The sequence below is a fragment of the Pseudomonas sp. FSL R10-1350 genome (assembly GCF_009600525.1).
Taxonomy (GTDB): Bacteria; Pseudomonadota; Gammaproteobacteria; order Pseudomonadales; family Pseudomonadaceae; genus Aquipseudomonas; species Aquipseudomonas helleri.
Window position 1 is genome coordinate 55,866 of the sequence record NZ_WIVR01000023.1, and the last position, 15,114, is coordinate 70,979.

Annotated in this window: 17 protein-coding genes; 12 read left to right on the top strand and 5 right to left on the bottom strand. The window is 58.5% G+C overall.

Annotation, left to right across the window (positions count from 1 at the left end; all coding sequences use genetic code 11):
* Window positions 1-203: 203 nt before the first annotated feature.
* Together GHO25_RS12820 and GHO25_RS12825 are read left to right on the top strand one after the other, a co-directional pair.
* Window positions 204-455, top strand: a complete 252-nt coding sequence (locus tag GHO25_RS12820; protein ID WP_048369340.1) for a DUF1654 domain-containing protein — start codon at window positions 204-206, stop codon at window positions 453-455.
* A 4-nt stretch (window positions 456-459) separates the two neighbouring features.
* Window positions 460-1,149 carry an endonuclease gene (locus GHO25_RS12825; protein ID WP_048369341.1) on the top strand — a complete coding sequence of 230 codons (690 nt, stop codon included), beginning with the start codon at window positions 460-462 and terminating at the stop codon, window positions 1,147-1,149.
* A 56-nt stretch (window positions 1,150-1,205) separates the two neighbouring features.
* On the opposite strand, the gene GHO25_RS12830 is transcribed toward GHO25_RS12825, so the two are convergent.
* Complete coding sequence (locus GHO25_RS12830; RefSeq protein ID WP_178110079.1) at window positions 1,206-2,051, bottom strand: GNAT family N-acetyltransferase; 846 nt, start codon at window positions 2,049-2,051, stop codon at window positions 1,206-1,208.
* A 321-nt stretch (window positions 2,052-2,372) separates the two neighbouring features.
* Here GHO25_RS12830 and GHO25_RS12835 point away from each other — a divergent pair, with 321 nt between their 5' ends.
* The 6 genes from GHO25_RS12835 to lpxO all read left to right on the top strand — a co-directional run bounded on the left by GHO25_RS12835 (window position 2,373) and on the right by lpxO (window position 8,267).
* A complete protein-coding gene (locus GHO25_RS12835; RefSeq protein WP_048369342.1) occupies window positions 2,373-2,819 on the top strand; it encodes an NUDIX hydrolase in 447 nt (148 codons plus the stop codon).
* A 123-nt stretch (window positions 2,820-2,942) separates the two neighbouring features.
* Window positions 2,943-3,665, top strand: coding sequence for a GntR family transcriptional regulator (locus GHO25_RS12840; RefSeq protein ID WP_048369343.1), 723 nt, complete (start codon window positions 2,943-2,945; stop codon window positions 3,663-3,665).
* On the top strand, window positions 3,652-4,656 hold the full coding sequence (locus GHO25_RS12845; RefSeq protein ID WP_048369344.1) for an ADP-ribosylglycohydrolase family protein: 1,005 nt from the start codon (window positions 3,652-3,654) through the stop codon (window positions 4,654-4,656). The genes GHO25_RS12840 and GHO25_RS12845 overlap by 14 nt, the downstream gene beginning before the upstream one ends.
* Window positions 4,657-4,748: 92 nt before the next feature.
* Entirely contained in the window at window positions 4,749-6,212 is a 1,464-nt protein-coding gene (locus GHO25_RS12850) for a cytosine permease (protein ID WP_048369345.1), read from the top strand.
* Window positions 6,205-7,131, top strand: coding sequence for a PfkB family carbohydrate kinase (locus tag GHO25_RS12855; protein ID WP_153390927.1), 927 nt, complete (start codon window positions 6,205-6,207; stop codon window positions 7,129-7,131). The genes GHO25_RS12850 and GHO25_RS12855 overlap by 8 nt, the downstream gene beginning before the upstream one ends.
* Before the next feature lie 236 nt (window positions 7,132-7,367).
* Window positions 7,368-8,267: a lipid A hydroxylase LpxO gene (gene lpxO / locus GHO25_RS12860; protein WP_153390928.1), complete on the top strand. Its 900-nt coding sequence runs from the start codon at window positions 7,368-7,370 to the stop codon at window positions 8,265-8,267.
* Between the two features lie 93 nt (window positions 8,268-8,360).
* Here lpxO and GHO25_RS12865 read toward each other — a convergent pair whose 3' ends face one another.
* The 3 genes from GHO25_RS12865 to copC form a co-directional block, all read right to left on the bottom strand.
* A complete protein-coding gene (locus GHO25_RS12865) occupies window positions 8,361-9,731 on the bottom strand; it encodes a gluconate:H+ symporter (RefSeq protein WP_048369348.1) in 1,371 nt (456 codons plus the stop codon).
* A gap of 93 nt (window positions 9,732-9,824) precedes the next feature.
* Window positions 9,825-10,670 carry a copper homeostasis membrane protein CopD gene (copD, locus tag GHO25_RS12870; protein WP_048369349.1) on the bottom strand — a complete coding sequence of 282 codons (846 nt, stop codon included), beginning with the start codon at window positions 10,668-10,670 and terminating at the stop codon, window positions 9,825-9,827.
* Between the two features lie 4 nt (window positions 10,671-10,674).
* Window positions 10,675-11,049 (bottom strand): copper homeostasis periplasmic binding protein CopC, encoded by a 375-nt coding sequence (copC, locus tag GHO25_RS12875; protein WP_048369350.1) that lies wholly within the window; start codon window positions 11,047-11,049, stop codon window positions 10,675-10,677.
* Between the two features lie 113 nt (window positions 11,050-11,162).
* On the opposite strand from copC, the gene GHO25_RS12880 reads away from it, so the two are divergent.
* The gene (locus GHO25_RS12880; RefSeq protein ID WP_048369351.1) at window positions 11,163-11,708 is read left to right on the top strand and encodes a histidine phosphatase family protein; all 546 of its coding nucleotides are present in this window, start codon (window positions 11,163-11,165) and stop codon (window positions 11,706-11,708) included.
* 113 nt (window positions 11,709-11,821) lie between these two features.
* Here GHO25_RS12880 and GHO25_RS12885 read toward each other — a convergent pair whose 3' ends face one another.
* Window positions 11,822-12,310, bottom strand: a complete 489-nt coding sequence (locus tag GHO25_RS12885; protein ID WP_048369352.1) for an Lrp/AsnC family transcriptional regulator — start codon at window positions 12,308-12,310, stop codon at window positions 11,822-11,824.
* A 205-nt stretch (window positions 12,311-12,515) separates the two neighbouring features.
* On the opposite strand from GHO25_RS12885, the gene GHO25_RS12890 reads away from it, so the two are divergent.
* The 3 genes from GHO25_RS12890 to GHO25_RS12900 all read left to right on the top strand — a co-directional run.
* Window positions 12,516-13,748 carry a 3-methyl-2-oxobutanoate dehydrogenase (2-methylpropanoyl-transferring) subunit alpha gene (locus tag GHO25_RS12890; protein WP_048369353.1) on the top strand — a complete coding sequence of 411 codons (1,233 nt, stop codon included), beginning with the start codon at window positions 12,516-12,518 and terminating at the stop codon, window positions 13,746-13,748.
* A 4-nt stretch (window positions 13,749-13,752) separates the two neighbouring features.
* On the top strand, window positions 13,753-14,808 hold the full coding sequence (locus GHO25_RS12895) for an alpha-ketoacid dehydrogenase subunit beta (RefSeq protein WP_048369354.1): 1,056 nt from the start codon (window positions 13,753-13,755) through the stop codon (window positions 14,806-14,808).
* A partial coding sequence (locus GHO25_RS12900) for a biotin/lipoyl-containing protein (RefSeq protein ID WP_306108770.1) occupies window positions 14,809-15,114 on the top strand: 306 nt, incomplete at its 3' end.

The window sequence follows — 15,114 nt, forward strand, 5'->3', positions numbered from 1 at the left end:
AACCCGCGCCAAACGCCGCCCGGCGTTTGGCTTCCTACCACTCATTCGCCCGGATGAGTGGTCTATTTGCTTGATTCTCTTCTTGTTTTCGCACTAAACCGAAAAAACGCAGTCCCATCCCGGCAGCGCGAGCAGTGCAAACAGTTGCCAAATCTCTCGCAGTAAAATACTGTATGCGCATACAGCTAACCAAGGATTGCATCATGGCTAAAAAAGGGGCGAAAGAGCCTACCCTTCCAAGTCCGTACGAAGTTTTCGGTATGCGCATACAAAAAATCATCAGCTCGCCTAAAGCCCAAAAAGACCGGATGGCGGTGCTTGAACGGCAAGAAGGTGACAACCCGGAGTTCTGGGAACGCTTGCTGGAAGAAATCTCCGAAAACGACAACGTCACCATCGCTCACCGTGATTGTGGCGGCGTGAATGTTTTCTGGACCGTATCTGAGGAAGACTGAGTCAATGAGGGTTCGTTTACTGGCATTTGCCAGCCTCTTTACTGTGTTAAGCGCACACGCCGCAGCCCCGCAAACATTCAACGAAGCTAAAAAGGTCGCCTGGAAGCTCTACGCCCCGCAATCAACCGAGTTTTATTGTGGCTGCAAATACACCGGCAACCGCGTCGACCTTAAAGGCTGTGGTTACGTCCCGCGTAAAAATGCCAACCGTGCAGCGCGCATTGAATGGGAACACATTGTTCCCGCCTGGCAAATTGGCCATCAGCGCCAATGCTGGCAAAACGGCGGACGAAAAAACTGCACCCGTAACGACCCGGTCTACAAAGTGGCAGAAGCCGATTTGCACAACCTGGTGCCGAGCATTGGCGAAGTTAACGGTGACCGCAACAACTTCAGTTTTGGTTGGCTGCCCGCACAATCCGGTCAATACGGCTCTTGCCTGACACAAGTCGATTTCAAAGCCAAAAAAGTCATGCCGCGCCCGTCCATACGCGGGATGATTGCGCGCACCTACTTCTATATGAGCAAGCACTACAACTTGCGCCTTTCCAATCAGGATCGGCAGCTGTATGAGGCCTGGAACAAGACCTACCCGGTGCAAGCCTGGGAGCGCCAACGCAACCAAGCAGTCGCCTGCGTAATGGGCCGGGGCAACGAATTTGTCGGCCCGGTCAACCTCAAGGCCTGCGGCTAAAGTTGTTACATGCCCTTCAGACGCTGCAGGGCATGTAAAACGAACCGTTGTCCACTTTATGCCGATACGGCGCTGGGCACTTGCAGCACAGCGGGTTGCCGAGTGCCGTCAATGGTTTCGACCCAAAGGAACCCTTCGGCTTCGGTTGGTGGCTCAATCAGGCTGAAAACGCTTTTCAACGCCTCTACCGGCACCCTTTTGTCAGGCGCGCGACTGGCGTTGCGCAAGAGCGCTTGCTCAAGCGAGGCTTTAACGAAAATCGCAATCACCGGCACCCCGTGTTCACGGGCGATCGATAGCAATTTTTCTCGATGACGCCGAGCGGGCAATGCGGCGTCAAAGGCAATCGCACGATGGCCCAAGCGCCCCAAGTTTTGAGACATCCAATGGGATTTGCCCGCGCCCTGTACACCCATCACCAAATACACAAACACGCCCGCAGGCGCCTGCGCCAACTGCTTCGAGAGCCGTTCATAGGCATGCGCCCATGCTTCTTTATTACGTTCGGGGGTAAATTCACGCCCGAACGCGGTTTCGAGGTAGTCATCCGGGTTGATCACCTGGCTGTCGCCGGACACTTTAACTTTGGCGTGTTTTTGCAACTTGCGAACCGTTGGGTCATCGTCACGCGGGCCCAAATCTTCCCAGCCGTTACGCTGATAAAACAACCAAGCAGGCGTGTTGGTAGGGCTGGCCGACAAGCGCAACGAGGTGCACACCAAAGCGCCCAGATACTTCCAGGCGTACGCTTCGAGCAGGGCGCCGAGCCCTCGCCCGCGGTATTGCGGTGTCAGATAGAACAAATTGACGTAGCCCACCGACTCAATGTTCGGCACCAGGCCCATCTCTATTTGCCCAATGATCTGCTCGCCATCCCACACATGGACGACTGATCCTGGCAATGCGGCCGCCTTCTCCTTTACCCACGTGACGTAAGACTCAACGCCCTTGCCATCTTCGCCATAAAAACGTTCAGCAGAGCCGAAGCCGCAGACAAAAGTGTCTGCTCTAAAGCGTATGCACGCTTCAAGGTGAGTATTTAAGTCCGCAGACCTGAATGTAAGTGCGCCAAAATCGCTGTGCTGCGTCATAAAGACTACCCCCTCTAAACATCAAAAACCGTCACACACGCGCCGCGCCCGTTCAAGCATACTGCCCCATCGCACACCAGCCGTGCCGCAACGCCTTCCTCTTTTAAGATCAATACCACAGTGAGCAGTCCAATGCGCCAGCGACCCTCCTCCCGATTACTGGTCATAAGCCCCGAGAATCGCGTACTCCTTTTCCGTTTCACCCATAAGACAGGCGCTTTGCAAGGTCAGGAATATTGGGCAACACCCGGCGGTGGAGTAGAGCCGGGAGAAACCTTTGAACAGGCCGCCATCCGCGAGCTGCAAGAGGAAGTCGGCATCGTCGCGGCCGATGTGGGCGCAGAGTGCGCACAACGGGTGTTTGAGATGCAACTGCCTGACGGCGCATGGGTGATGGCCGATGAACGCTTTTTTATCGTGCGCGTGGGCGTCGAACAGGTCAGCGATGGCGGCTGGACCGCTCAAGAACGCGAGGTCATGACCCAGCATCGCTGGTGGTCTCGCCAAGACTTGCAACAGACATCTGCCCTGTTCTTCCCACAAGACCTGTTGTCGATACTGGGCTTGCACCTGCCCTGAATCGCTTTGCACCACCCGGTACTACGGGCCCCGTACGACACCTTCGGTCATCGCCCATGCCCGTGAAAATTTCATGGAACTCCCGGGTTGCTGAACTGTCAGGCCTGAGCTATTACTCTCTGCATGATAAAACAAGCTCGATTTAACAAAAAACAACAGGTAGTCAATGAGCTCGTCCGCCAGATCGAAAGCGGGCTCATGGAAGACGGTTATGTCTTGCCCGGTGAAGAACAACTTGCTGAGGAACTGGGTGTCAGTCGCAGCACGCTGCATAAGGCGCTGATGGAGCTGGAGCGGCGTAAATACATCGCTCGACGCACTGCTGGAGGCTCGGTCGTGACCTTTGACGGTATCCCCCTCGATCAAAAAAAGGGTTGGGCGCAAGCCCTGGCCAGTACTGGCGCGCGTATCCATACCGAACAGCTCAAACTGGAGGCCGTAGAACGCCCGGACTTGAATCTTCAGTTTGGCTTGAGCCATTTCATTGTGCTGGAGCGCCGCCGTCGGCGCAGCGACGGGACAGCGATATCCCTGGAGCGCTCATTCATCCCCGCAATCGGCGGCCTTGAAGGTCTGCCCGGGGTCGGCATGATTGATGACTCACTCACCATTACCCTCGCCGCCTATGGCTTTATTGGCGATCACGGCGACCAGTGGATAGGCGCCGAACCCCTGAACGATGAAGACGCCTATTTGCTCGGCCGCCCGGCAGGTACGGTGTTTCTCAAAACGTTACGCACCACCTATGACCGCCATGGGCGACTGATGGAGCATGTCGAAAGCTGGCTTGATCCGACGCACTTTCGCATGCACCACTCCTTTGGAGCCCCCAATGAACTCGAATGATCGTGCGCTGGGTGCCTTTTATGGCCTGGCGCTGGGTGATGCCCTGGGCATGCCTACCCAGTCGTTCAGCCGCGCCCAGATCATCGCGCGCTTCGGGCAGATCACCGGGCTGGTAGACGCACCAGCGGACCAGCCGATCGCCCCCAACATGCCCAAAGGCTCAATCACCGACGACACCGAGCAAGCGATTCTGGTCGCCCAACTGCTGGTTGACGGTAATGGCGATATAGATCCAAACACCCTCGCGCAACGCCTGATCGCCTGGGAAGCCGTGATGCAGGCCAAAGGCTCTCAAGATTTACTGGGGCCCTCAACCAAGCGCGCAATCGAAATGATTCTGGCAGGCCACAGCCCTGAAGAATCAGGCCGCTATGGCACCACCAATGGCGCAGCGATGCGCATTGCCCCGGTCGGCATAGCCGCTGACATCAGCCAGCCAGACCTGTTCATCAAGGCGGTGGTACAAGCCTGCCAGGTCACTCACAACACCAGCCTGGGGATCGCCAGCGCAGCCGCTGTGGCAGCGGTAATCTCCAGCGGTCTCAACGGTAAAAAACTTGAGCATGCCCTCAATGCAGGGACAGAAATGGCCTACATCGCCGAACACCACGGCCACTGGGTCGCAGGTGGACGCATAGGGCCGCGGATTCGCTGGGCCCGGCATGCCAGCCATGAGTGCAACCCGGACAACCTCGGTGACTTGCTGTACGACGTCATTGGCACGTCAGTCGCTTCACAAGAATCTGTAGTGGCCGCCTTTGCCCTTGCGCAACGGGTTGCCAGCGGCAGCCTCAGCAGCTTTAACGCCCTGTGCATCGCCGCCAGCATTGGCGGTGACACCGACACCATTGCCGGGATCCTCGGCGCGATGCTGGGTGCATGTGCCGGGCTGGAACAATGGCCGCAGGCGTTGATCCAGCAAGTCAAAGAGGTCAATAACCTGCAGCTGGAACCCTTGGTTGAACACTTACTGATACTGCGCAACGCCTGAAAAACCGCGAAGGACCGCCCCACCCTCAGCGCTCACAGACAGCTGCGAGCGACTGTGTCCGAACGGCAAAACAGCACCAGGAGCAGCACCCCATGAGCAATCCCAACGTCGGGCACAGCGCCGGGCAACTGGAAACCCGTGGCATAGAGCCCGTTCCCGAAAACGAATGCAATGGCAACCCGTTGCAACTGTTTTGGGTCTGGTTTGCGGCAAACATCAGCATTCTCGGTTTGCCATTGGGCGCCACGTTGGTGGCCTTCCACCAACTGGCCTTTTGGCAGGTGATCATTGTTGCGCTGATCGGCGCGGCAGGCTCATTTGCCGTGGTCGGCGTCATTTCCATTGCCGGGCGTAGAGGCCGTGCGCCAAGTCTGACGCTGTCACGCGCGATCTTCGGTGTGCGGGGCAATATTGGCCCTACGCTGGTTTCCCTGATTTCACGCGTAGGCTGGGAAACCGTCAACACCACCACCGCCGCTTACGTCCTGCTGGCGTTGTCCGCCATTGTGTTCGGCACCCCCACCGAGGCGACCCACACCCCGTTGCTCACCCTGCTCTTTATCGCCATTTTTACCCTGCTAACGTTGTCCGTTTCGGGACTGGGCCATGCCACATTGCTGGTCATTCAGCAGTGGGCCACCTACCTGTTTGGCGCGCTCAACCTGCTGGTCGCGGGATTTCTCTGCGCCACCATCAACTGGCAGGCCGTGTTCAGCGCCCCTTCGGCGCCGGCCAGCGCCATGATTATCGGTATCGGAATCATGGCGGCCGGCACCGGGATCGGCTGGGCCAATGCGGGCGCCGACATGTCGCGCTACCAACACCGCAGCGTCAGTGCCCGGCAATTGGTGGCGTCTGCCGCCTGTGGCGCGGGTATCCCGCTGGTGCTGCTGATTACCCTGGGCGGCTTGTTGTCTGTCGGCAATCACGACCTCGCCTCGGCAACCGACCCCATTGCGGCCATACGCAACATGTTGCCGGCCTGGATGGCGGTTCCCTACCTGCTCAGCGCCTTTGGTGGCTTGCTGCTGTCCAATCACTTGTCTGTGTACTCAGCCGGGCTCACCACATTAACCCTGGGCATCAAGATTAAAAGGGTGCAGGCCGTTGTCGTCGATATCGTCGTCATATTCGCCGGTTCGACGTACTTCATGCTGTATGCCGACAGCTTCTACGCCCCATTCATTACCTTTATCTCCCTCACAGCCATTCCGATCACCGCATGGGTTGCCATCTTTATCGTCGACCTGATTCATCGCCACTACTACAGCCCCGCCGACCTGATGGACCTCAGCCGTCACAGCCGTTACTGGTACAACGGCGGCATTGAATGGCGGGCTCTGGCCTCCTGGGCGCTGGCACTGGTGCTGGGCTTTTGCTTTACCCAGGTCGGCAGTTCAGACGCCAACTGGTTCGTCGGGCCGCTGGCCGACTCATGGCTGGGCCATAACGGACTCGGCTGGGTAGTGACGTTTGTGGTGGCAGGGGGCTTGTATGCACTGCTGGGCGGTGCCAAAGACCGTCGCCCTGCCAGCACGGGGTCTGCCAATGCCTAGATTGCTGCACACAGGCCAAGTCATCATCGATCTGGTCATGGCCCTCGACACCTTGCCCCGCCCCGGCAGTGATGCGCTGGCCAGCAGTGCCAGCTTCCATGCCGGTGGCGGCTTCAATGTCATGGCCGCCGCCCGGCGCAACGGCCTGAACACCGTCTACCTGGGCCGTCACGGTCGTGGTCAGTTCGGTGACATTGCACGTCTGGCCATGCGTGACGAAGGCATCGAGTTCATCCAGCAGATTGACCCGCACAAAGACACCGGGCTGTGCGTAGCGCTGACGGAGGCCAACGCCGAACGCACGTTTATTTCCTGTATTGGTGCTGAAGGGACTCTGTCCAATGAAGACTTGGCAAGCGTCCAGGTCGCGCCCGATGATTACGTGTACGTCAGTGGCTACAGCCTGCTGCATGCGGGCAAAGCCCACTCCCTGCTCAATTGGCTAAATGGACTGCCTCGCAGCGTGCACGTCACATTCGACCCGGGGCCATTGGTGCACAACATTGACCCCGCCTTGATCAGCGCTTTATTGCCGCGTCTGCACCTGTGGACCAGCAATCGCAGCGAAGCGCTCGGCTTTATCTCCACCCGCACCGTTGCCGACGCCCTGCACGGCCTGCGAGCGCGCCTGCCCGGCGATTGCCTGATCGTGCTGCGCGACGGCCCGCAAGGCTGCTGGGTCAGCGACGCCCACGGGTCACAGCTGATTGCCGGGTTCAAGGTGCAGGCCATCGACAGTAATGGCGCTGGAGACGCTCATTGCGGGGTCATGATTGCCGCATTAAGCGCCGGCCACGCTGCGCCAGAGGCGGCCAAACGCGCCAATGCTGCGGCGGCTTTGGCCGTTACTCGCCGGGGGCCGGCGACGTCACCCAAAGCCGATGAAGTTGACAGATTGATCCAGAAAACCCGCATTTAGGCGCACATACATCGCTAAAACAGACCAAAACAAACAAAAACTGACTCGCAACCCGACCAAAGACTGTACGCACACAGACACTTATCTGTCGTCAAAGGCTGGAAAATGCTCAAACTGGTGTTTAACCTTACGCTTTGGCTCCCTTCCAGCTACACCAGTACCCGGCAATTCCTACAGGATGTCGGGCCACTTGCGTGCAAGTCGGGCAGTGTATTTCTTACTGTGTGACGATACTTTTGAAACTCATCATTATTGCTGTTTACGTCTTTTCCATCGCATACGTCCACTTGCGGGGCAACGTGCGCCACAAGCTAGGGCGTCAATTGAGCGACCACTCCACGTTTCTGGCGCCGCTCAACTGCTTCTTGTATCTGTTTTCCAAAGTGCCCAGCCAGCCTTACCTGAAGCCGGCGGACTTCCCGCAGCTCCAGGTCCTGCAGGACCACTGGCAAGAAATCCGCGAAGAAGCACGAAACCTGATGCAGGCCGGTGAAATCAAACGCTCCGAACAACCGAACGACGTGGGGTTCAACTCGTTCTTCAAGAGCGGCTGGAAGCGCTTTTACCTGAAATGGTACGGCGACAACCATCCTTCAGCGGTGGAACTGTGCCCACGCACGATTGAATTGCTCAATGTTATCGGCACCGTCAAGGCGGCGATGTTTGCCGAGTTGCCACCCGGCTCGAAACTGGTTCGCCATCGTGACCCTTACGCCGGTTCGTTGCGCTACCACTTGGGCCTGGACACCCCGAATGATCCGGGCTGCTACATCAATGTCGATGGTCAGAACTATGCCTGGCGTGACGGTGAAGCGGTGATGTTCGACGAAACCTTTATCCATTACGCCGAAAACACCACCGACAAGAACCGCATCATCCTGTTCTGTGACGTTGAGCGCCCAATGAAATATCGCTGGGCGGCGGCCTTCAACCAATGGTTCAGCCGCACCGTCATGGCGTCGGCCAGCTCACCGAACGATGACAACGATAAAACCGGCGGCCTGAACCGGGCCTTTACCCGGCTGTACAAGATCCGTCTGCGCGGCAAAGAGCTGAAAAAGCGCAATCGCACGCGCTACTACCTGGAAAAATGGGCAATCTTTGGTGGATTGCTGGCAGTGTTCCTGCTGATTTAGCCCACCCTCCTGTGGGAGTGAGCTTGCTCACGATCTTTTGATCTTTTAAAAGATCGCGAGGCAAGCTCGCTCCTACAAGGGTCAGTAACGTTTCTAGACCAGCAAATTCCACAGCAACAGCGCGCCCAGCAGCCCCACCAACGAGACGATGGTTTGCAGCACTGACCAGACCATCAGGGTCTGCTTGAGCTGCAGGCCAAAGTACTCGCGCACCATCCAGAAGCCCGCGTCGTTGACGTGGCAAAAGAACACCGAGCCCGCCCCGATTGCCAGCGCCACCAAAGAGCCTTGGACGCCTTCAAGGCCGATGATCAGGGGTGCCAGAATACCGGCTGTCGTGGTGGTCGCTACGGTTGCCGAACCCGTGGCCTGACGCAACGCCACGGCAATCAGCCAGGCCAGCATGACGTAGGACAGATGCGCACCGTTCGCCACTTTACTGATGGTGTCGCTGATGCCGGCTTGCAGCAGTGTTTCTTTCAGGCCACCGCCTGCGCCAATCGTCAGCAGCAACACGGCAATCGGCGCCAGGCTCTTGCGCAGCACACCGCCCACTTGATCGCGGGCCATGCCGATGGACCAGCCCAGGCAAATCACCGCCGCCAGCACCGCCAGCCCCAGCGCGATCAACGGCTCACCCAAAAACTTCAGGGTCACGGCCAAGCCGCTTTCCGGCGCCATGGCCACCTTGGCTAGCGTGCTGCCCAACATCAACAGCACCGGCAGCAGAATAATCAGCAAGGACACCGCAAAGGTTGGCTTGCGTCGGGTCGGGACCTTGGCGGAAAACAGCGCGCCCAATTCGGCTGGCTCCACCACATGCATGCGCTTGGACAACCAAATGCCGTACAGCGGCCCGGCCAGAATCACTGCAGGAATCGCCAGGCATAGACCCAGCAACATGGTCAGCCCCAGATCGGCGTGCAAGGCGCTTACCGCAATCAAAGGCCCGGGATGTGGAGGCATCAAGGCATGCAGCGCCGTCATGCCGGCCAATGCCGGGATAGCGACCTTAAGCAGCGGCTGGCCCGACTGCCGGGCGATCACAAAAATGATCGGCACCATCAGCACCAGCCCCACTTCGAAAAACAAGGGCAAGCCAATCACCATTGCCACCAATGCCATCACCCACGGCAAGGCGCGGCCCTTGGCATGGCGCAACAAAGTGGCGGCGATTTGGTCTGCCGCCCCGGACTCCGCCATCAAGGCCCCGAGCATAGCGCCCAGGGCAATGATGATCCCGGCCTCCCCGAGGATGCTGCCTGCGCCTTTGCTGAATGCCTTGGCGACCATTTCTGGCGGCAACCCGGCACCGATCCCGGCAATAAAGGTACCGATCAGAATCGAAAGAAAAGGCGTGAGCTTGCAGACGCTGATTAAAACGATGATGGCGACAATTGCCAGCAGGCAGCACACGATCAACTGCGTGTCGTGTGCCAGCCATAGCGGATGTGAAAGATCCAACGAAGAGCCCTCTCTTTGTATTTTTTTGTTACGAGAGAGGTAAATATAGCGGATGGCAAAACCGCTCTGGATGAAGATTGAGACAGATGCGCCCTAGCTGACGACCAGCGGTGGCAACGTGCCTAACAGTGAAACCGCGGCCACCGCCGACACCCCTAATAGCCACTCAATGGCGACACTGCGGCGTAAGACGCAGAAGTGCCCCGCGCGACTCATCAGCAGATTGAACAGGGCCAACAGCAGCATCAACCCGACCAGCACCACCTTGATCAATAGAATCAGCGCAAAGCCCTGAAACAGCGGCGTAGGCCAGAGCGCTCCGGTCAGCACCCGCGTATTGATCAGCCCTGTAAGAATGATCCCGGCCACCAGTACGAAACCGACATTACTGAAACGCCGCAACACCGCATCGACCGCTACCCCGGCAGGCCGCGTAAGGACCCACCACAACACCGGCAGCCCGCCCACCCAGGCACCGACACACAGCAAGTGGATCATCTGATTGAGGATCAATAACTGGCCCTGCCAACCATCGAGCATCGCGCCATGACCAACGGGCGCCAGCGTGGCCAGCAGCAAAAAGCTCACGACAGCGATCAGGCCGAAACGCGCCGTGGTGTACAACGCAATCAGCAACAACCCGTTGAACAGCAAATGGGCGGTCCAGACCTGACCGAAAAAGGTACTGCCCAGCACCAGCTTCAGGGTGGCCAGGTCCAGCGTGTCTGCCCAGCTACCGGCCATTGAGAACGTCGTCAGCAGTAACCAGGCAAGGCTACTGAACAGCGCCAGCCAGGCCAACCCGCGATAGGCGCCCTGCACCTGTTGCCGGGGACCTGACAGCGTCCCCGGCAACAACGGTCTGAAGACCCAGCCACCGAACAGCAGCAACACTGCACTGAAATGCACAAACCGGCAGACCACCATGGCGCTGAACATCAAATCAGTTGCTCACCGTGAAGCTGTATTCGCCGTTACTTTTGTGGGTATCAACCGACACCGCGTTCCACTTGACCTCGTACTGCCCCGCCGCCAAGGGCTGCTCAGGCGTCACGATCAATACTTTTTTATCCGCAGGTTCGGTTTTGACACTGCTCAACGCGACGGGAGCGCCGTCATGGCTGACAGCCACTTTGGTAAACGCCTGCTCAACACCTTCGCTGAACTGCAAACGCAATACCTTCACGTCGCTTGCGCTGCTATCAGCAGCCGGGGTCGCTTGTTCGAGATGCGCGTGGGCGAAGGCAGTGCTGGCTCCGGCCATCAGTGCCACCAACGCTGATGCATTGAGGATTTTTTTCAAGAAAGCAGCAGACATCGCGAAGTACCTTGAGATAGGAATACGCCGCAATAATACTCGCCTAATCTCATTTGGGGGGCGCCCAAACGCTGCCCGAGGGTTAACAACGCGTACCGCGCAAGGAATTGATAATGCCCACTCGCCTCAGTTTTATTTCTCACGCCCGCACTGAAGCGCAGCGTCAAGGGCACTTTGCACTGGATGAGCCGCCTGAACCCAAAGGCCTGGAAAAAGCAGCACTTATCGCCTCAGCCCTGAAAAAGCCGGTGCGCATCCTTTGCGCGCCCGAAGCGCGCACCTTGCAAACAGCCCACGCCTTGGGTGGCGAAATAGAAATCATCCCCGAGCTTGAGGATTACGACGCGGGGGACTGGAAAGGTCACAGCCTGGCAGACCTCCAACAGAATATTCCCCAGGCGCTCGCCGAGTGGATCAGCAACCCCGACAAGGCCCCCCATGGCGGCGAAACGGTGAATGAGCTGTGCGTGCGGGTTGGCACCTGGATCGACTCATTTCGCGAAGAAGGCCACTTTGCCGTGGTGACTCACCCCTTCGTCATCCGCGCCGCGATCTTGCATGCGCTGCAGGCCAGCACCGCCTCCTTTAACCTGATCGATATCGAACCGCTGGCGATTGTCGACCTGCGCTTCAATGAACGCTGGCGCCTGCGGTTTTAAAAGCATGCATCACACCCAATCCCCCCCGTAGGAGTTGCCGAAGGCTGCGATCTTTTGATCTTAAAAACACAATCAAAAGATCGCGAGGCAAGCTCGCTCCTACAGTTTGAACATCACTCTTCCAGGGTCAGGCCGCCCGGTGGCAAGGGCAGCGCGGTTTTGTAGCGCACTTGTTTGAGGGCGAAGCTGGAACGGATGTTCGCCACCCCCGGCACTTTGGTCAGAAAGTCCATCATGAAACGCTCCAGCGCCTGAATGCTCGGCACCAGCACCCGGATCAAATAGTCCGGGTCGCCGGCCATCAAATAGCACTCCATGACTTCCTGACGATCCGAAATCGCCGCCTCAAAGTGCTGCAACGCCTCCTCGACCTGCTTCTCCAGGCTGACATGAATAAACACGTTAACGTGCAGGCCCAGCATGTCGGCGTCCAGCAGGGTCACTTGTTCACGAATCAGCCCGCGCTCTTCCATGGCTTTGACCCGGTTAAAACACGGCGTCGGTGACAAATTAACCGAGCGCGCAAGGTCCGCATTGGTGATGCGCGCATTCTGCTGAAGGTTGTTGAGAATCCCGATATCCGTTCGATCTAGCTTGCGCATGAGATAAAAACACCTGTTTTTTATGTTTATGCAGAATTCTTATCCTTATTGAGCGCAAAGCACAATGAACTACAGATAAATATTCTTCACGGTCAGGCCTATGATTGTTGTAGGACAAGATTTGGCGTTTTAAACAGCCAGATGTTCGACTCACAACTAGCTCCCGCGCCTAATAAACACGACAAGATCGAGCGTAGAGAAAGCCATGACCGACTATGCACCGTTGCGCCTGCACGTTCCCGAGCCCTCCGGCCGACCAGGCTGCAAGACCGACTTCAGCTACCTGCGCCTGACCGATGCCGGCAAGGTCCGCAAACCCGCTATAGACGTAGACCCTGCCGACACGGCTGATCTGGCCAAAGGCCTGATTCGCGTGCTTGATGATCAGGGCCAGGCACTTGGCCCGTGGGCCGAAGGCGTCCCGACCGAGGTACTGCGCGCCGGTATGCGCGCCATGCTCAAAACGCGAATTTTCGACACCCGCATGGTGGTAGCCCAGCGTCAGAAAAAAATGTCGTTCTACATGCAAAGTCTGGGCGAAGAAGCCATTGGCAGCGCTCAGGCCCTGGCGCTGAACCTGGATGACATGTGCTTCCCGACCTACCGCCAGCAAAGCATTTTGATGGCCCGCGACGTGCCGCTGGTTGACCTGATCTGTCAATTACTGTCCAACGAGCGCGACCCCCTCAAGGGTCGGCAATTGCCCATCATGTACTCGGTGCGCGACTACGGCTTTTTCAGTATTTCTGGCAACCTCGCCACTCAATTCGTACAAGCGGTCGGCTGGGGCATGGCCTCGGCCATCAAAGGCGACACCAAAATCGCCTCGGCCTGGATTGGCGATGGTGCCACCGCCGAATCTGACTTCCACACCGCCCTGACCTTTGCCCACGTGTACCGAGCGCCGGTCATTCTTAACGTGGTGAATAATCAGTGGGCGATTTCGACCTTTCAGGCCATTGCCGGCGGCGAATCCACCACCTTCGCCGGTCGTGGCGTAGGCTGCGGGATTGCCTCGCTGCGGGTTGACGGCAACGACTTTGTGGCCGTGTACGCCGCCTCGGTGTGGGCCGCAGAACGCGCGCGGCGCAACTTGGGCCCCACGCTGATCGAATGGGTCACTTACCGCGCAGGCCCGCACTCCACCTCGGATGATCCGTCCAAATACCGCCCGGCTGACGACTGGAGCCACTTCCCGCTGGGCGACCCGATTGCCCGTCTCAAGCAGCACCTGATTGCCACCGGCAACTGGTCGGAAGAAGAACACGCGGCGGTCAGCGCCGAGCTCGAAGCCGAAATCATTGGCGCGCAAAAGGAAGCCGAGCGTTTCGGCACCCTGGCGGGCGGGCAAATGCCGAGCGCCGCGACGATTTTTGAAGACGTGTACAAGGACATCCCCGACCACCTGCGTCGGCAACGTCAAGAGTTGGGGTTATAACCAGATGAACGACAACAATAAAATTCAGATGGAGAACGCCGTGAGTATCAGCACCATGACGATGATCCAGGCCCTGCGCTCGGCCATGGATGTCATGCTTGAGCGCGATGACAACGTGGTGGTGTTCGGCCAGGACGTCGGCTACTTCGGCGGCGTGTTCCGCTGCACCGAAGGCTTGCAGGCCAAGTACGGTAGCTCGCGGGTGTTTGACGCACCGATCTCGGAAAGCGGCATTGTCGGTGCAGCCGTGGGCATGGGTGCCTACGGCTTGCGCCCGGTGGCTGAAATCCAGTTTGCCGACTACTTCTACCCGGCTTCTGACCAGATCGTCTCTGAAGCGGCGCGCTTGCGCTATCGCTCGGCGGGCGAGTTCATCGCCCCCATGACCCTGCGCATGCCCTGCGGCGGCGGCATTTACGGCGGCCAGACCCACAGCCAAAGCCCCGAAGCGATGTTCACCCAGGTTTGCGGCCTGCGCACCGTCATGCCGTCCAATCCGTATGACGCCAAGGGTTTGCTGATTGCCGCCATCGAAAACGATGACCCGGTGATTTTTCTTGAGCCGAAACGCCTGTACAACGGCCCGTTCGATGGCCACCACGAGCGCCCGGTCACGCCGTGGTCCAAACACTCCGCCAGCGCCGTGCCGGATGGCTACTACACCGTGCCGCTGGACTGCGCCGCCATCGTGCGCCCTGGCACCGAAGTCACCATCCTGACCTACGGCACCACCGTCTACGTGGCCCAGGCCGCAGCCGAAGAAACCGGCATCGACGCTGAAGTCATCGACCTGCGCAGCCTGTGGCCGCTGGACCTGGATGCAATTGTTACCTCCGTGAAGAAAACCCGTCGTTGCGTCGTCGTGCACGAAGCCACACGCACCTGCGGCTTTGGCGCCGAGCTGATTGCGCTGGTTCAAGAGCACTGCTTCCACTATCTGGAAGCACCGATTGAACGCGTAACCGGCTGGGACACGCCCTACCCGCATGCGCAAGAGTGGGCCTACTTCCCCGGCCCGGCGCGAGTGGGTGCGGCTTTGCAACGGGTCATGGAGGTTTAAATGGGTACGCACGTTATCAAGATGCCGGACATTGGCGAAGGCATTGCGCAAGTTGAGCTGGTGGAATGGTTTGTCAAAGTCGGTGACCTGGTCAGCGAAGATCAGGTGGTGGCCGACGTCATGACCGACAAAGCCACCGTGGACATTCCGAGCCCTGTGGCCGGCCGTGTACTGGCGCTGGGCGGACAGCCCGGCGAGGTCATGGCGGTGGGCAGTGAACTGATCCGCATTGAAGTCGAAGGCGCGGGCAACCTGCGTGAAGACGCCGCGCCCGCCCCCGCAGTAGCCGCCGAAGCACCGGCAGCC